This window comes from Acuticoccus sediminis (assembly GCF_003258595.1).
Taxonomy (GTDB): Bacteria; Pseudomonadota; Alphaproteobacteria; order Rhizobiales; family Amorphaceae; genus Acuticoccus; species Acuticoccus sediminis.
This window is the reverse complement of sequence record NZ_QHHQ01000001.1, coordinates 870,361-887,525: the sequence shown is the minus strand read 5'-3', so window position 1 is coordinate 887,525 and position 17,165 is coordinate 870,361. Positions and strand designations below refer to the sequence as shown.

17 protein-coding genes are annotated in these 17,165 nt (G+C 67.7%); 4 read left to right on the top strand and 13 right to left on the bottom strand.

What is annotated here, in order from left to right:
- Positions 1-39: 39 nt before the first annotated feature.
- Positions 40-615 carry a Tll0287-like domain-containing protein gene (locus DLJ53_RS03790; RefSeq protein WP_202912986.1) on the top strand — a complete coding sequence of 192 codons (576 nt, stop codon included), beginning with the start codon at positions 40-42 and terminating at the stop codon, positions 613-615.
- Positions 616-677: 62 nt separating this feature from the next.
- The gene (locus DLJ53_RS03785; protein WP_111342474.1) at positions 678-1,148 is read left to right on the top strand and encodes a globin family protein; all 471 of its coding nucleotides are present in this window, start codon (positions 678-680) and stop codon (positions 1,146-1,148) included.
- A gap of 76 nt (positions 1,149-1,224) precedes the next feature.
- Here DLJ53_RS03785 and DLJ53_RS03780 read toward each other — a convergent pair whose 3' ends face one another.
- On the bottom strand, positions 1,225-2,469 hold the full coding sequence (locus DLJ53_RS03780) for an MFS transporter (RefSeq protein ID WP_111342472.1): 1,245 nt from the start codon (positions 2,467-2,469) through the stop codon (positions 1,225-1,227).
- A gap of 303 nt (positions 2,470-2,772) precedes the next feature.
- Complete coding sequence (locus tag DLJ53_RS03775) at positions 2,773-3,873, bottom strand: calcium-binding protein (RefSeq protein ID WP_111342470.1); 1,101 nt, start codon at positions 3,871-3,873, stop codon at positions 2,773-2,775.
- Between the two features lie 435 nt (positions 3,874-4,308).
- Between DLJ53_RS03775 and DLJ53_RS03770 the strand changes: the two genes are divergently transcribed.
- On the top strand, positions 4,309-4,593 hold the full coding sequence (locus DLJ53_RS03770) for a hypothetical protein (RefSeq protein ID WP_146619878.1): 285 nt from the start codon (positions 4,309-4,311) through the stop codon (positions 4,591-4,593).
- A 64-nt stretch (positions 4,594-4,657) separates the two neighbouring features.
- Here DLJ53_RS03770 and DLJ53_RS03765 read toward each other — a convergent pair whose 3' ends face one another.
- Entirely contained in the window at positions 4,658-5,776 is a 1,119-nt protein-coding gene (locus DLJ53_RS03765) for a pyridoxal phosphate-dependent aminotransferase (protein ID WP_111342467.1), read from the bottom strand.
- A 7-nt stretch (positions 5,777-5,783) separates the two neighbouring features.
- Complete coding sequence (gene ahcY / locus DLJ53_RS03760; protein ID WP_111342465.1) at positions 5,784-7,199, bottom strand: adenosylhomocysteinase; 1,416 nt, start codon at positions 7,197-7,199, stop codon at positions 5,784-5,786.
- A gap of 234 nt (positions 7,200-7,433) precedes the next feature.
- Between ahcY and DLJ53_RS03755 the strand changes: the two genes are divergently transcribed.
- A complete protein-coding gene (locus DLJ53_RS03755; RefSeq protein WP_319005031.1) occupies positions 7,434-9,110 on the top strand; it encodes a B12-binding domain-containing radical SAM protein in 1,677 nt (558 codons plus the stop codon).
- Between the two features lie 113 nt (positions 9,111-9,223).
- Here the strand turns inward: DLJ53_RS03755 and DLJ53_RS03750 are convergent, their stop codons facing one another.
- The 9 genes from DLJ53_RS03750 to DLJ53_RS03710 form a co-directional block, all read right to left on the bottom strand.
- Entirely contained in the window at positions 9,224-9,934 is a 711-nt protein-coding gene (locus DLJ53_RS03750; RefSeq protein ID WP_111342463.1) for a hypothetical protein, read from the bottom strand.
- A gap of 64 nt (positions 9,935-9,998) precedes the next feature.
- Entirely contained in the window at positions 9,999-10,391 is a 393-nt protein-coding gene (atpC, locus tag DLJ53_RS03745) for an ATP synthase F1 subunit epsilon (RefSeq protein WP_111342461.1), read from the bottom strand.
- Positions 10,392-10,398: 7 nt separating this feature from the next.
- Positions 10,399-10,626, bottom strand: a complete 228-nt coding sequence (locus DLJ53_RS03740; protein ID WP_111342459.1) for a hypothetical protein — start codon at positions 10,624-10,626, stop codon at positions 10,399-10,401.
- On the bottom strand, positions 10,627-12,045 hold the full coding sequence (gene atpD / locus DLJ53_RS03735; protein ID WP_111342457.1) for a F0F1 ATP synthase subunit beta: 1,419 nt from the start codon (positions 12,043-12,045) through the stop codon (positions 10,627-10,629). It abuts the gene before it with no gap.
- A gap of 127 nt (positions 12,046-12,172) precedes the next feature.
- Positions 12,173-12,982, bottom strand: a complete 810-nt coding sequence (locus DLJ53_RS03730) for an FkbM family methyltransferase (RefSeq protein ID WP_111342455.1) — start codon at positions 12,980-12,982, stop codon at positions 12,173-12,175.
- Between the two features lie 51 nt (positions 12,983-13,033).
- Entirely contained in the window at positions 13,034-13,807 is a 774-nt protein-coding gene (locus DLJ53_RS03725; protein WP_111342453.1) for an FkbM family methyltransferase, read from the bottom strand.
- A gap of 225 nt (positions 13,808-14,032) precedes the next feature.
- A complete protein-coding gene (locus tag DLJ53_RS03720) occupies positions 14,033-14,926 on the bottom strand; it encodes a F0F1 ATP synthase subunit gamma (protein ID WP_111342451.1) in 894 nt (297 codons plus the stop codon).
- A 27-nt stretch (positions 14,927-14,953) separates the two neighbouring features.
- Positions 14,954-16,510, bottom strand: a complete 1,557-nt coding sequence (atpA, locus tag DLJ53_RS03715; protein ID WP_111342449.1) for a F0F1 ATP synthase subunit alpha — start codon at positions 16,508-16,510, stop codon at positions 14,954-14,956.
- A 1-nt stretch (position 16,511) separates the two neighbouring features.
- Positions 16,512-17,066 (bottom strand): F0F1 ATP synthase subunit delta, encoded by a 555-nt coding sequence (locus tag DLJ53_RS03710; protein WP_111342447.1) that lies wholly within the window; start codon positions 17,064-17,066, stop codon positions 16,512-16,514.
- Positions 17,067-17,165: the final 99 nt, after the last annotated feature.

Below are 17,165 nucleotides of genomic sequence, written 5' to 3'. Positions count from 1 at the left end.
CCGCCATTGCACGAACGGCAACGCGAAAGAGGATCTATCATGGGAATAAAGCGCTTCAAGGTCATGGCCGCGGCGGGTCTCGTCGCGGCGGGCATCGCAATGCCCACGGCGATCGTCGCCCAGAGTATCGACGCCAAGGATGTGGCCGATATGCTCCATGCGGTCATGGAGTCGGACCGGACCGTCTACACGAAGATGGTGGTCAATCGGCTCGCCAACGAAGAAGGCGTGATCAAGGCGTCGGAATTCTTCCACGACGACAAGGCACTGCCGCTGCCCGCGCAGATGTTCCGCTTCGGCTCCGAGCTGGTCGCCGACAAGACGGACAAGTTCTTCTACTCGCTTCTCTCACTGTGGCCGGTCAACAAGCAGAACGGCGCGACCACCGAGGTGGAGAAGGAAGGGCTCCAGGCGGTCGCGGACGACCCGGACGAGCCATTCTACGCTGAGGAAACCCTCGGCGATCAGACTTACCTCACCGCCGTCTACGCGGATGTCGCCGTCGCGCCGGCCTGCGTCTCCTGCCACAACGCGCACAAGGACTCCCCGCGCACCGATTTCGAGCTCGGCGACACGATGGGCGGTGTCGTGATCCGCATTCCCATCGACGGCTGACGTCGGGGGCGGGCGGACCGCACCGCCCGTCCATCTCCCCTCTCTGATTGAAGGATTTTAGGATGACCCCCGAGAAAGTTGCGCTGGTCCAGGAGAGCTTCAAGAAGGTCGCGCCGATCGCCGAGACGGCCGCCGACATCTTCTATGGACGGCTGTTCGAGCAGAACCCCGAGCTGACGTCGCTGTTTCCGGCCGAGATGGCGGAGCAGAAGAAGAAGCTGATGAAGACCCTCGGCGTCGCGGTGTCGAACCTCCACCAGGTGGACACGATCGTCCCCGTGGTCGAGGCGCTCGGCGTCAAGCACGTCGCCTACGGCGTCAGGGACGAGCACTACGACGCCGTCGGCGCCGCGCTCCTCTACACGCTCGAGAAGGGTCTCGGCGACGCCTGGACGGCGGAGCTGAAGGACGCGTGGACCGAGACCTACGTCCTCGTCTCCACCGTCATGAAGAACGCCGCGCACAAGGCTGAGGCCGAGGCGGTGGTGGTGGCGGTGCCTAAGAGGGGCTTCTTCTCCCGCCTCTTCGGCTGACGGACGCACCGCCGGCCGGTGATGTCGGAGCGACGCCTCGCGCCCCGGGCGCGGGGCCGCGACGCCGTGCGCCCGCTCATGGCACCTGGACCGGCGCGGGCATCCCCACCGCCCGCTGCCGCGGCGTGCGCGTCTTGCTGAGGATCAGCAGCATGATCACCATGTTGAGGACGTTGAAGGCGATGCCGTTCAGGAAGGCCATGTCGTACGAGCCGGCGACGTCGCGGATGTAGCCGGACATCCACCCGCCGAGCGCCATGCCGAAGATCGTCGCCATCAGGATGAAGCCGATCATCGTCCCCGCCTCCCGCGCCGGGAAGTATTCCCGCACGATCACCGCGTAGGACGGCACGATGCCGCCCTGGGAGAGGCCGAACACGAAGCTGACCACGAAGAGCCCCGACACCACGCCGTCGAACGGAAGGTAGAGCGCGAGCGCGAAGCACTGCAGCGTCGAGCCGATGAGCAGCGTGCGCACGCCGCCGAGCGTGTCGGCCACCGCGCCGAAGATGATGCGCGAGATGACGCCGCCGATCAGCATCACCGACAGGATCTGCGCTCCGACGACGGGCGCGCAGCCGAGGTCGACCGCCAGCGAGACCATGTGGACCTGCGGCATCGACATCGCCACGCAGCAGCCGATGCCGGCGACCGCGAGAAGGTTGCGCAGAGTGACGAGCGAGAGGTCGACCGACCGGCGCCGCGCCGCCGAGAGGGCGTCGGAGTGCGCCATCGTCGCCGCCGGTACCCGCCGGCGCAGCGCGAGGCCCAGCGGCACCAGCGTCACGACGACGATGATCGCGAGCGCGCCGTAGACGCCGCGCCACCCGCTCGCCGAGAGGATGCCGCTGAGGACCATGGGCCAGAAGGCGCCAGCAATGTAGTTCCCGCTCGCGACCAGCGCGACGGCGATGCCGCGCCGCTTCGAGAACCAGTGGGAAATGTCGGCGAGGAGCGGGCCGAAGCACGCCCCGGTACCGATCCCGATGAGGATATGCAGCGCGTAGACGAGGAGAACGTGGCTCGCGATCGCCGTCGCCGCGTAGCCGATCCCAAGGAAGCCGGTGGCGACGAGGAGCGCGACCGTGATGCCGAACCGGTCGACGATGCGGCCCACCACCACGTTGCCGAACGCGAAGCCGATCATCGTCATCGTGTACGGGAGCGAGGCGTCGGCGCGGTCGATGGCGAACTCGGCCTGAAGCGCGGGCATGATCACGACGACCGCCCAGATGCCGACGTTGCCGACCGCCGCCACCGCGAGCGTGAGAAGGAGCCGCACCCAGGAATAGCGGCTGTCGAGGACGTCGTCGGCGGTCATGGCGCGCTCCCTGACGGGCGGCGGGCCGGTCCGATGCGGCGCTCACCTCCCGTCGTGTTGTTCCCGGCCGGCCCGAGCCGGACGGTGCTTTTTTCTGCGCTATAGCACTCCCGGCCGCCGAGGAGGATCCTTTGTGAGCAAACACTCGCCGACCCGGGAGCGTCGCCGGGGCGACCGCCGGCCCGGGTGCGGTGACACGGGGGCGCCGGTCGTGGCGGCCGCGGCCGCGCCTCCGCGCCACGTCCGCGCGGCGTGGGTCGGCCGCCGTACGGCGGGCGGGTGCCGGCCGGACCCCGTCGTCGGTCAGAAGACGAGGAGCGCCACGTCGGAGACGAGGGCGCCGACGGCGGTGAAGGTGTGCGTCCCCTCCCCCTCGACGGTGACGTTGAAGGTGCCCGCGCGCCGGTCGACCAGCTCGATCTCGACGTCGTCCCGGCCGATGTCGATGTTGAAGCCGATCTCGATGCTGTCGCCCTCGCGGCGGTCGAAGTCGGCGATGACGTCCTCGTTGATGGCGCCGAACATGAGGGAGAAGAGGTCCGCTCCCTCGCCGCCGACATATGTGTCGGTGTCGAACGCCCGGGTCCCGGCGTACGGCTCGGCGCCGCCGAGGGTATCGTTGCCGGCGCCGCCGATCACGGTGTCGTCGCCCGCGTTGCCGTAGATGGCATCGTCGCCGTCGCCGCCCATGATGAGGTCGTTGCCCGCGCCGCCGAGGGCGTAGTCGCCGCCCGCCCCGGCGAGGATCGTGTCGTTCCCCGTCCCGCCCTCGACGCTGTCGGCGCCCGCTCCGGCGGAGAGGAGGTCGTCTCCGCCCTCGCCGTAGAGCGAGTCGACGCTGTCGCCCGTGGTGACGACATCGTTTCCGCCGTTGGCGAAGATCTCGGTCTCCTCGAGGCTCGTCATGTTGGCGAGGAGAATGGTGTCGGACATCGTCGTCCCGCGCAGCCGCAGATGCTCCGCGTTGGTGACCGCCGTCCCGTCGTTCAGCACGACGAACTGGCCCTCGAACACCGGAGTCGGAGACGGGGCGAGCGCGCTGTCGATGCCGAACGCCCGAAGCGCGGCGGTGTTCCCGGACCGGTTGACGGCGACGAGGTCGCCGTCCGTCTCGCCGCCCTCGCCCGCGTCTATGTAGTCGGCCCCGCCGACCGAGATGATCACGTCGTCGCCGGCGCCGCCGAAGGCCACGTCGTTGTCGGTGTCCTCGAACACCGCGCCGCCGAGGAGCGAGCCGGAAACGATCGCGCCGGTGACGACGATGTCGTCCCCGTCCCCGCCGTCGAGCCAGTCGGAGCCAAAGCCGCCGATGACGATGTCGTCGCCGCCGAGGCCCAGCACGATGTCGTCGGAGGCCGAGCCCTCGAGCGAGTCGAAAATGCCTCTACCAATCCTGAAGGCCATCCGGCGCCATCCCCATCCATGTTCGTCTCGGCCTTCTCAGGCGACAGGACGAGCCGAGCGCGGTGACGACGAACGGTCCCCTCGACGTGCAGTCCCGGCCCCCGCCGGCGGTCTACCGACAGCTGACCAAGTTTTCATAACTGTCTTGTTCCAAAAAACGCAGTCAAATTAAACGGAGAGCGCCACAATTCTCGCAGCAAAGTGATGAAGATGCGGCCGATTATTGCGTTCGCCGCGTCAGGATGGGCCGCGCGCAATATATCGCGCCGCAAGGCGTGCGCCGCGCGGTGCGGCACGCGCCCGACGGGCCGCGGCACCTGCCCGGCCCGCTTGCCGTCCCTAAGCACTTCCTTAGATTTTCGGGAGATACTCGCGGCGGATCGGGCGGCGGGGGATCCGTCCCCGCCGGGCCGCGGCGTGCCTAGGAGTGAGTGCGTGAGACATCGGATCGTGATCGGCGTGGCGGCGCTGCTGGCGCTTTGCGGCGCCGCGGCCGCCCAGGACTTCGGCGACAACAGCACCAGCTACCTCGACGGCGTCGTCTACGACGACGACATCACGCCCGGCCGCGGACCGAACGCCGACTTCTACGGCACCGGCAGCACCGCGCCGACCCGCACCAGCGACGCCTACGGGACGCCCGGCGGCACCTATACCCGTGAATATCGTGAAAACTCGCCGGACCTCATCGGTCCGGACGGGCGGCTGCGCACCAACTGACGCGTCGGCCGGCCCCGGTGGCCCTGGGGCGGGCGCCGTCGCGCGACGGGCGCACCTTGCCGTCCTAGCCGGCGACCGCGACGACGCTGGTCGCTTCGGCGAGCGCCGCGCCCAGTTCGGCGTCCAGCACGTCGAGCAGTTCGTCGGGTCCCGCCGCGACACGGATGCAGCGGTCCTGCGGCGCCACGAACGGCATGCGCACGAAGACGCCGCGGGCGGAGAGCGCCGCGACCAGGGCCCGGGCGACCGTCCCGTCGAATCCGGTGTCCAGCGCCACGAAGTTCGTCGCGCTCGGCAGCGCGGTCATGCCATGGGCGGCGGCGATGGCGCCGATGCGGACCTTCGCGGCGTGGACGTCCGCCAGCATCCGCCGGAAGAACTTGTGGTCCTGCAGCGCCGCCAGCGCGCCCGCCTGGGCGACGCGGTTGACGCCGAAGTGGTTGCGGACCTTGTCGAACGCGCTCGCCATCTCCGGCGTGGTCACCGCGTAGCCGACCCGCATCCCCGCGAGCCCGTATGCCTTGGAGAAGGTGCGCAGACGGATGAGGCGCGGATGCTCGACGCTCATCGCGAGCTGCGCCGCGGCGGGCGCGAACTCGACGTAGGCTTCGTCCAGGAGGAGGACGGCGTGCTCGGGAATGTCCTCGATCAGCCGGCGCAGCGCGTCGGCGTCGTGCCAGGTCCCCATCGGGTTGTCAGGGTTGGCGAGGTAGATCAGCGCGGCCTTCTCGCGGCGCGCGGCGTCGAGCAGCGCGTCGATGTCCTCGCGGTCGTCACGGTAGGGGACGGTGACGAGGCGGCCGCCAAAACCGTTCACATGGTAGTTGAAGGTCGGGTAGGCGCCGGCCGACGTGACGACGGGGGTCCCGTCGGTCACGAAGAGGCGCGTGATGACCTGCAGGAGGCCGTCGATGCCCTCGCCGACACCGATGCGGGCGGCGGGGACACCATAGTGCTCGGCGATCGCGGACTTCAGGTCGAAGTTCTCCGGATCGCCGTATTGCCACGCCTCGGCGGCGGCACGGGCCATCGCCTCGATCGCACGCGGCGAGGTGCCGAACGCGTTCTCGTTGGCCCCGAGCCGCGCCCGGAAGGGGGCGCCGCGCGCCCGCTCCTGCGCTTCGGGACCGACGAAGGGGACCGTGGACGGCAGCGAGGCCGCCAGAGGCGTGAGTGGGATCATCGCAGTCTCAGTAGCGGTATTGGTCGGACTTGAACGGGCCTTCGGCACCGACGCCGATGTAGGCGGCCTGCTCGGAGGACAGCTTCGTCAGCTTGGCGCCCAGCTTCGCAAGGTGCAGCTCCGCCACCTTCTCGTCGAGGTGCTTGGGCAGCACGTACACCTTGTTCTCGTAGCTGCCGCCGTTGTTCCAGAGCTCGATCTGGGCCAGCGTCTGGTTCGAGAACGAGGCGGACATCACGAACGAGGGGTGCCCGGTCGCGTTGCCGAGGTTCACGAGGCGGCCTTCGGAGAGGAGGATCATCCGCTTGCCATCGGGGAACTCGATGAGGTCCACCTGCGGCTTCACGTTCTTCCACTTCATGTTCTTCAGGCCGGCGACCTGAATCTCGTTGTCGAAGTGGCCGATGTTGCAGACGATCGCCATGTCCTTCAGGGCGCGCATGTGGTCGACCGTGAGGACGTCCTTGTTGCCGGTCGCGGTGACGACGATGTCGGCGCGCGGTGCGGCGTCTTCCATGGTGACGACCTCGAAGCCGTCCATCGCGGCCTGCAGGGCGCAGATCGGGTCGATCTCGGTCACGAGGACGCGCGCGCCGGCACCGGCGAGCGACGCCGCCGAGCCCTTGCCGACGTCACCGTAGCCGCAGACGATGGCGACCTTGCCGGCCATCATGACATCGGTGCCGCGGCGGATGGCGTCGACGAGCGACTCACGGCAGCCGTACTTGTTGTCGAACTTCGACTTCGTCACCGAGTCGTTGACGTTGATCGCCGGGAAGGCGAGCTCGCCGCGCTTCTCCATCTGGTAGAGGCGCAGCACGCCGGTCGTCGTCTCCTCGGAGACGCCTTTGATGCTCGCCTTGCAGCGCGAGTAGAAGGTCGGATCCTTGGCGAGGCGCGCCTTGATGGTCTTGAAGAGGAACTCTTCCTCCTCGTTCTTCGGGTTGGCGATGACCGACGGGTCGGTCTCGGCCTGGGTGCCCAGCATGACGAGGAGCGTGGCGTCGCCGCCGTCGTCCAGGATCATGTTGCAGGTCTCGCCGTTGCCCCAGTCGAGGATCTTGTCGGCGTAGTCCCAGTACTCCTCCAGCGTCTCGCCCTTGATGGCGAAGACGGGGGTACCGGACGCGGCGATGGCGGCGGCGGCGTGGTCCTGCGTCGAGTAGATGTTGCAGGAGGCCCAGCGCACGTCCGCGCCGAGGGCGACCAGCGTCTCGATCAGCACGGCGGTCTGGATGGTCATGTGGAGCGAGCCGGCGATGCGGGCGCCCTTCAGCGGCTGCGCGGCGCGGTTCTCCTCGCGCACGGCCATGAGGCCAGGCATCTCGACCTCGGCGATATCGATCTCGGTGCGGCCGTAGTCGGCGAGGCCGATATCCTTGACGATGTAATCGGTGGCGGGAGCGGTCTCTGCAATGGCCATGGGAATTCCTTGTCCTTCCGTTGTGCCGTCTATATGACCACCGGCGCCTCGGATCAAGGATATAAAGATATCGTTATTTGGAAATGTCACCCCTGACGATAGAATTCCTACCCTCGGCGGGTGACAAATTGAAGCCATCATTCGTTCCTACGGTCGGTACAGGCTGGCCAGCCTTGGCCGGTTCACATACGGTCCTAGTTCCCGCGTCACAGAGACCGCAATGGGAGGACATACGTGCCCTTGACCGACACCGCGTCCACCCTGGCCCCGCCGCGTGCGCGACCTGCACCCAACGTCCTGATGGTCTACCCCGAGTTCGACGGCAACTCGTTCTGGGCGATGAAGAGCGCCATGCCGTTGATGGGCAAACGCTCGCTCATGCCGCCGCTCGGCCTGCTGACGGTCGCCGCCCTCCTCCCGGACGACTGGCGGATCCGCCTGATCGACAACAACATCGACCCCGTCGCCGACGCTGACATCGCCGCCGCCGACCTCGTCATGATCAGCGGGATGATGCCGCAGCGCGCCAGCATGCTGGACATGATCGAGCGGGCGCACCGGCTCGGCCGGCCCATCGCCGTCGGCGGCCCGGACGTCATGTCCAGTCCCGAGCTCTACGACGACGCGGAGTATGTCGTGACCGGCGAGGGCGAGAGTGTCGTGTCGACGTTGGTCGAGGCGTGGCATTCCGGCGAGGCGCGCGCACGCATCGACGCCGAGAAGTTCACCGCGGACGTCACCACCTCCCCGGTCCCGCGGTTCGACCTGATCCGCGCCGACGACTACATGCAGATGGCCGTGCAGTACTCGCGCGGTTGCCCCTTCACGTGCGAGTTCTGCGACATCATCGAGCTGTTCGGCCGCCGGCCGCGTACCAAGACGAGCGCGCAGATGCTGGCCGAGCTGGACCGGATCTACGCGCTGGGCCACCGCGGCTCGGTCAATTTCGTCGACGACAACCTGATCGGCAACAAGAAGGCGGTGAAGGCGTTCCTGCCGGACCTGATCGCCTGGCAGCGGGCCCGCAAGTACCCGTTCGACTTCTACACCGAGGCCTCGCTCAACCTGTCCGACGATCCCGAGCTGATGACCATGATGGCCCGCGCCGGGTTCATGTCGGTCTTCATCGGCATCGAGTCGCCGGATCCGGATCTGCTGGAGGCCATGCGCAAGAAGCAGAACATGCGGCGCGACATCGTCGAGAGCATCGACAAGGTCTACGCCCACGGGATTCAGGTGATCGCGGGCTTCATCGTCGGCTTCGACGGCGAGAAGGAGGGAACCGGGGACACGGTCGCCGACCTCATCGACAGCACGGCCATCCCGGTCTCGATCTGCGGCCTCCTGTTCGCGCTGCCCGGTACCCAGCTCAGCCGCAGGCTCGAGGCCGAGGGGCGGCTCCACGACCTGCACCACAGCCACTGGGTCGAGCAGAAGATGGCCGACCAGTGCTCGCAGGGGCTCAACTTCGATACCGACCGGCCGCGCGTCGACGTCCTGCGCGACTACCGCACGGTGATCGCACGCTCGTACACGCCGGAGAACTTCCACCGCCGGGTCCGCTCCCTCATCGACCGGATGGGGTTCGAGCACATCAAGGTGGACCTCAGACGGCACAAGCACTGGTCGCATCAGGCCCGGATGATGATGCGCGTGTGCTGGGCGCTCGGCGTCCGGGCGCCCCGCGGCAAGCGCCAGTTCTGGGGCACGCTGCGCCACGCGATGAAGAACGGCAACCCGCACGCGTTCGAGCCGTTCTTCATGTCACTGATCCCCTATGCGCACCTCGAGCCTTTCTCGCACGAGGTCCTGAGGGTCATCGACGAGCGGATCGCCAACGTCGACGCGGAGGACCGCAGGCCCGCCCCGGCCCGCATGCCCGCCCCGCAGCTCGAGGCCGCCGCCATCTGACACCACCGCCGCCGGTCCATCCGGACCCGCAACGGGAGCCTGGGAGAGCGTCGATCGGGGGCGATGCCAGGACCGGTCGCGCGGGTCCTGAGGCCCATTCCCGCCGTACCGGTCTACTGCGACGAAGGAACCTCGGGCGTCGGCTCGGCAGGCGCCTCCGGGGCCGCGACGGCGGTCTCGGGCGCGGGCTCCTCGCCAGTCTTCTCGAGTTCGGAGATGCGGCGCTGGAGGCTCTCCAGACGGAGGTCGTAGTCGAGGAACCGCGCGTCGTAGTCGGCGAATCGGGCGTTGTAGTCCGACTGCAGCTCCTGGACGGAAATCGGCGCCTCGGTCTGTGTCGGGCTCGGGATGGCCTCGGCGGGATCTGGGTCGGCCGCAGCCTCTTCGACGGCCTCTGCCGTGTCCTGAGCCGCGGCCGCGTCGGCCTCAGCCGGCGTTTCCGGGTCGGCTGGCTCTCCGGTCGCATCCGGCGCCTGCGCGGTGGCCCCAGCCTCAGCCGGCGCGGGCTCCGCGAGAGAGGGCATGTCCGGCGCGGTCGGAACCTCGACGTCCGCTGGCGTTTCAGGTGCGGTGGGGACGTCGGCGATGTCGGCCGGCGTCTCGGGCACGGTCGGCGCTTCGACGGCTGCGGGGGTTTCCGGCGGTGTCGGGGGGTCTTCCTTCACCGGCGCGTCGGGCGCCGGATCGGGCACGTTCGCGGCAACGGGCGTGCTGGACGGCGCCTGTGCCTCAGACGCCGGTTCGCCGTCCGGAGCCGTCTGCGCGCCGGCAGCGGCAACGGCCATTGCGGCGAGTCCGGCCGCCGCCGCGAACAAGCGGATCATTCCGCACTCCTCGCACTACGTTACAAAGCGTAACGTAGTGGTGACCGAAAGGTTCCGCAAAAAATTACAGCTGGGAGTGCACCAGGTGGAGGACGGCGATGCGGCGCAGCGCCTCGTCGTGGTCCGCGGGCTCCATCTCGGCCGCCTGCTTGTGCGCGGCTTCGATCATTTCCTTCATGTACTCGGGAGACAGCTGCTCGATCGGGGTCGCCGCCTCGGCGAGCACGGTGCAGGTCACGCCGTTCATGTCGCAGAAGCCGCCATCGATGAAGAGGCGCTCGCCGTTCCCCTCGCCGCCGGCGATTTCCATGATTCCGGGGCCGAGCAGGGCGAGCAGCGGCGCATGGCCGGCCATGACCTGAAACTCACCCTCGGAGCCGGGGAGCTTCACCGCCTCGACCTCGCCGGAGAAGAGGAGCCGCTCGGGGGAGACGATCTCGAAGGGGAAGGTGGCCATCGGGATTTCAAGCCTTGCGATTGATCTGGTCTTGGGTCTGAAGCCCCGTTCCGCAGAACGGGCAAAACAGAACGGCACGGTCGAAGAAGCCGAGGCCGCCTGGGGTCTGGAGGGTCGCGACGACCATCGTCAGCACCCCGTCGTCGTCGACGAACAGCGCCGGATCGGCGCCCTCGCCGGGGCCCTTGAGGACCTCGGCGAGGGCAGCGCAACACGGTCGGTCCGCGTCTGCCACTTACGCGGCTTCGGCGAGTTCCTGCGCCTTCTCGATCGCCTCGTCGATGGTGCCGACCATGTAGAAGGCCTGCTCCGGGAGGTCGTCGTAGTCGCCGTTCACCAGGCCCTTGAAGCCCTTGATGGTGTCGGCCAGCTCGACGAACACGCCCGGCTTGCCGGTGAACACCTCGGCGACGTGGAACGGCTGGCTGAAGAAGCGCTCGATCTTGCGGGCGCGGGCGACGGTGAGCTTGTCCTCTTCCGAGAGCTCGTCCATGCCCAGGATCGCGATGATGTCCTGCAGCGACTTGTAGCGCTGCAGCGTCTCCTGCACGCGGCGGGCGACGGTGTAGTGCTCCTCACCCAGGATCTGGGCGGAGAGCATGCGCGACGTGGAGTCGAGCGGATCCACCGCCGGGTAGATGCCCTTTTCCGCGATCGAGCGGTTCAGCGTGGTCGTCGCGTCAAGGTGCGCGAACGACGTCGCCGGCGCCGGGTCGGTCAGGTCGTCGGCCGGCACGTAGATGGCCTGCACCGAGGTGATCGAACCCTTGGTCGTGGTGGTGATGCGCTCCTGCAGGCCACCCATGTCGGTGGCGAGCGTCGGCTGATAGCCCACCGCCGAGGGGATGCGGCCGAGAAGCGCCGACACCTCGGAGCCCGCCTGCGTGAAGCGGAAGATGTTGTCCACGAAGAAGAGCACGTCCTGGCCCTGGTCACGGAAGTTCTCCGCGATCGTCAGGCCGGAGAGCGCGACGCGGGCACGGGCGCCCGGGGGCTCGTTCATCTGGCCGTAGACCAGGGCGCACTTGGAGCCCTCGCCGCCGCCGGGCTTGTTCACGCCCGACTCGATCATCTCGTGGTAGAGGTCGTTGCCCTCGCGGGTACGCTCACCGACGCCGGCGAACACGGAGTAACCGCCGTGCGCCTTGGCGACGTTGTTGATGAGCTCCTGGATGAGCACGGTCTTGCCCACGCCGGCGCCGCCGAAGAGGCCGATCTTGCCGCCACGAGCGTACGGGGCGAGCAGGTCGACTACCTTGATGCCCGTGACCAGGATCTCCGCCTCGGTCGACTGGTCCGTGTAGGACGGAGCCGGGGCGTGGATCGGGCGGGTCTCGGTGTGCGGGATCGGGCCGGCCTCGTCGATCGGCTCGCCGATGACGTTCATGATGCGGCCGAGCGTGCCGTCGCCGACGGGCATCTCGATCGGGTTGCCGGTGTCGCTCACGGGATTGCCGCGCGCCAGGCCCTCGGTCGCGTCCATCGCGATACAGCGCACCATGTTCTCGCCGAGGTGCTGAGCCACCTCGAGCACGAGGCGCTGACCGTTATTGTCGGTCTCGAGCGAGTTCAGGATCGCGGGGAGATGGTGCGTGAACTTGACGTCCACGACGGCGCCCATGACCTGCGTAACTTGTCCGGTAGCTTCTGCCATATCCTCTGCCTTCGCGCGTTCGCTCGCGCGTCTCTTTAACCGGTGGTGCGCTGTTGTCCAGATCAGCGGCGACTTTAAGGGTGGTGTCGATAGAAGAAAACGGGGTCAGGCGCGACATTCGTTCCTCTCACGAGGATTCCGACTGCCGCAAATCGCGGATGATCGGCTTGATGCGCGCCTTGTCCGTCGGGGTCGCCCACGCGAAGATCCCTGGAAGGCGCCCGGTTCGTTCATAACCGAACGCTTTGAGGAATTCGTCGCACTGACGTTTCTTGTCTTCGACGAGGATGACCGGCCGTTGGGCCTCGATCGTCGCGGCCGCCCCCTTCAGCGCCGCCAGCTCGTGCCCTTCGACATCGAGCTGCAGCACCGAGAGGTCCTCGATCGCGAAGGAATCGATCGTCGTCAGCATCGTCGGCTGGCCGCGCTCGTCGATCGTCGAGCCGCCGCCACGGTGGTTCTCGTCCTGGCCCACGTTGATGCAGGCCACCTCGATCCTCTCGCCGAGGCCGGCGTTCGTCAGGAGCACGTTGGTGAGCCCGTTCGCCTCGATGCAGCGCTTGGCGAGAACGAAGTTCTCGAGCACCGGCTCGAAGGCGTAGACGCGCCCCGGGCATGCCTTCGAGAACGACGGCAACATGTCGCCGAAGAACGTGCCGGCGTGGACAATGTCGCCGGGACGCTCCTTCAGCAGACGCTCCATCAGCGTATGGGTCGCGGGTTCGAAGTATTTTCCGGCGAGGATGCGCGCCGCGGCCGGCCGGCTCTTGGCGTAGGCCGGAACGAAGTGCAGTTCGCCCCCGACGCGTGCAACGCGGTAGCTCACCCGGTACGTCCCGGCCGATCGCCACCCCTTCGACGTCGCCGCCTTGCGCGGTGCGACGTGCCGGGACGGCCAGGGCCAGCGGATCTTGCCGATCCCCAGGTCAGCCGTCACGATGCGGTCCCGCGGCCCTGCCGCTCTGCTTGAAACGCGCCATCGTCCCGGTCAGTCCTTGCCCGACTGGCCGGCCCGCGCCCGCGGAACCGCAGGGTTCGCAGCCTCGAAGATCTGGTTCTTCTCCCAGGCGCCGATCATCTGGTAGCCGGCGCGCGGGAAGACCCGCTCCAGCCACTCGACGGTCGTGCGGCGGCCCTCGACGACGAGCTTGGGGTGCTGATTGCGGATGATACGGACCGCGCCACGCAGCGCCTGGCGCTCGAACCCCTCGATGTCGAGGTGGATCACGGTGACCTTCCGGCCGCGCTCGACCAGGTCGTCGATGGTCTTCACGTCGACCTCGATGTAGCCGGCGTCAGATGCGGAGGCGCGCGCGTTGATCGCGCTCTGCGCCGCGGCCGGCTCGCCCTTCTCGAAGTCCTCGACACGCAGCGGCAGCTTGGTCGGCTTGTGGCCGACCGCGACCGCATTGAGGCGAACGTTCTCGAGCTGGTTGAGCGCGATGGTGCGACGACATGCCTCAAAGCAGAGCGGGTTCGGCTCGAACGTGTGGATCAGCCGCCCCGGCGCCATCGCCTTCGAGAGGGCGGGCAGGAAATCGCCGATGAAGGCGCCGCCGGTCACGATGTCGCCGTCGGCGGCGCTATCGCGGATATACTGGATCGTCTTCGGCTCGTAGACCTTGCCGCGCTCCAGCACCTTCGGCAGCACCCGCATGTGGTACGCCTTGGGCACGGCGTACGTGCCGTACTCGTTGCTGCGGATGTCGAAGTCGTCGTCCGAGGGGGCGTGGAACGTGGTCGCTGCCGCACTTTCGGCCATGGTCGCTCCTTCGGAATTGGGGAAGCCGTGGGCTCTCCGGAAAGGGGCCGGGCAGGTGACTTGGCGTTGATATGCCGTTCCTCAAGGAGCAACAATCAACGACTTGGCCTCGGGCCTAGGGCCGAGTGCCGCGCCCCCCGCCGCGTCGCCGCCCCGTCGCGGCGGGACGGCCGCAACGGGACGCGCCCGATGACGCTGCGCGGGGCAGCGTCACCGTCGACGCGGTCAGAGCGACTCGGCGCCGGAGATGATCTCGATCAGCTCCGTCGTGATCTGGGCCTGGCGGGTCCGGTTGAACTCCAGGGTCAGGCGATTGATCATTTCGCCGGCGTTGCGCGTCGCATTGTCCATCGCGGTCATGCGGGCGCCCTGCTCCGACGCGTCGTTCTCCAGCAGCGCGCGGAAGATCTGCACGCGGATGTTCCGCGGGACCAGCGCCTCGAGGATCTCGGACGCGTCCGGCTCGTACTCGTAGACGCCGCCACCCTCGGCGTGCAGCTCCGTATCCTCGCCCTCGGAGATGATCGGAGCAGCCGGGATGAGCTGCAGGCCCGTCGGCACCTGGCTGATGACGTTGCGGAACTCCGAGTAGTAGAGCGTCGCGACGTCGAACCGGCCGGCCTCGAACAGGTCGATGACCTTGTCGCCCACGAGGTGCGCTTCCGCGAAGGTGATCTTCCGGATCGCCTTGAAGTCGATCACCTCGATGATCTTCTCGCGGTAGGCCCGCTTCAGGATGTCGTAGCCCTTGCGGCCGACGCAGAGGAACTCGACGTCCTTGCCGGCGAGCAGGAGGTTCTGCGCGTCGGCGAGCGCCTTCTTCACGATGTTCGAGTTGAAGCCGCCCGCAAGGCCGCGGTCCGCCGTGCAGACCACCAGAAGGTGACGCTGGTCGGACCCGTTGCCGGTCATCAGGACCGGCGCCTCCGGATCACCCTCGGTCAGGGTCGCGAGGTTGGCAAGGACGGCGGCCATACGCTCGGCATAGGGCCGTGCGGCCACCGCCGCCTCCTGCGCCTTGCGCAGCTTGGCGGCGGCGACGAGCTGCATCGCCTTGGTGATCTTCTGCGTCGCCTTCACCGAGGCGATGCGGACTTTGAGGTCCTTCAGAGACGCCATTTTATTGTCCTGGTGTCGGCGGCGGGCTTACGCAGCCTTCGCCGGCGCCTCTTGGCTCTTGAACTGCTTGGTGTAGCCCTGGACCACGGTCTTGAGCTGCTCGCCCAGTTCGTCGGTCAGCTGCTTCTTCTCCCAGATCCCGTCCAGGATGTCCTTGTGCTGACCGCGCATCAGCAGAAGCAGGCCTTCCTCGTAGGCCCCGACCTTGCCGACCGGGATCTCGTCGAGATAGCCGTTCACGCCGGCGTAGATGACGGCGACCTGCTCGGGCGTCGTCAGCGGCGAGAACTGCGGCTGCTTCAGGAGCTCGGTGAGACGCGCGCCACGGGCCAGCAGGCGCTGGGTCGAGGCGTCGAGGTCCGAGCCGAACTGCGCGAACGCGGCCATCTCGCGGTACTGGGCGAGCTCGCCCTTAATCTTGCCGGCGACCTGCTTCATCGCCTTGATCTGCGCGGAGGAGCCCACGCGCGAGACCGAGAGACCGACGTTCACCGCCGGACGGATGCCCTGGTAGAAGAGGTCCGTCTCGAGGAAGATCTGGCCGTCGGTGATGGAGATGACGTTCGTCGGAATGAACGCCGACACGTCGTTGCCCTGGGTCTCGATGACCGGAAGGGCGGTCAGCGAGCCGGCGCCGTGGTCGTCGCCCATCTTCGCCGCGCGCTCGAGCAGGCGGGAGTGCAGGTAGAAGACGTCGCCCGGGTACGCCTCGCGGCCCGGCGGGCGGCGCAGCAGCAGGGACATCTGGCGGTAGGCGACGGCCTGCTTGGAGAGGTCGTCGTAGCCGATCACGGCGTGCTTGCCGCTGTCGCGGAAGTACTCGCCCATGGCGGTCGCGGTGAACGGCGCCAGGAACTGCATCGGCGCCGGGTCCGAGGCGGTGGCGGCGATGACGATGGAATACTCCAGCGCGCCGCGCTCCTCGAGCACCTTCACGAACTGCGCGACGGTCGAGCGCTTCTGACCGACGGCGACGTAGATGCAGTAGAGCTTGTTGGCTTCGTCGTTCGCGTCGTGGATCGGCTTCTGGTTCAGGAAGGTGTCCAGAATGATCGCGGACTTGCCGGTCTGACGGTCGCCGATGATCAGCTCGCGCTGGCCGCGGCCGATCGGGATCAGCGCGTCCACGGCCTTGAGGCCGGTCGACATCGGCTCGTGCACGGACTTGCGCGGGATGATGCCCGGCGCCTTCACGTCCACGCGGCGACGCTCTTCGTACTGGATCGGACCCTTGCCGTCGATCGGGTTGCCGAGCGCGTCGACGACGCGGCCGAGCAGGCCCATGCCGACCGGGGCGTCCACGATGGAGCCCGTGCGCTTCACGGTCTGGCCTTCGGAGATGTTGCGGTCGTCGCCGAACACCACGATGCCGACGTTGTCGACTTCGAGGTTCAGCGCCATGCCACGGGTGCCGTCCTGGAACTCCACGAGCTCGCCGGCCTGCACCTTGTCGAGACCGTAGACACGGGCGATGCCGTCACCGATGGACAGCACCTGTCCGACCTCGGAAACTTCGACGTCTTGGCCGAAGTTGGCGATCTGGTCCTTCAGGATGGCCGAAATTTCGGCGGCGCGTACGTCCATCTTATGCGGCTTCCTTCATGGCCTGGCGCAGCCCCTGGAGGCGGGTGCGCACGGAAGTGTCGATCATTTGGCTGCCGAGGCGAACAATCAACCCGCCGATGAGCGAGGGGTCGACGATCGTCTCGAGTTTCATGGTGCCACCGGTCTTCTCGGAAAGCACTTGGCGCAACGTCTCGAGCTGCGCGTCGGTCAGGGGTTCGGCGCTGGTGACGATCGCGAGCGTCTCGCCGCGATGCTTAGCCATCAGCTCCCCGAACACCTTCAGCATGCCCGGCAGCGCGAAGAGGCGGCGGTTCTTGGCCGCCAGCTTGGCGAAGTTGGCCACGAGGCCGGAGATGCCGTTCGCCTCCAGCACCGCGCCGAGCGCACGGATCTGGTCCTCGGCCTTGATGATCGGGCTTTCCAGAAGGCGCCGAAGATCATCGCTCTCGGCGATCATCTGACGGAGAGTGGACACGTCGGCCTCGACCGAGTCGAGCGCGTTCTGCTCGCGCGCGAGGTCGAACAACGCGGATGCATAGCGTTCTGCGACGCCTGATGATTCGGATGTAGCCAAGGCGCTCTTTCTGGTGTTCGTCTTGCCCGTCCGGGGACAGCGGCGCGCTTAGCATACGCGTATTTGGTGCGCAACGCCGCAGACACCGGCAAAGCCGCC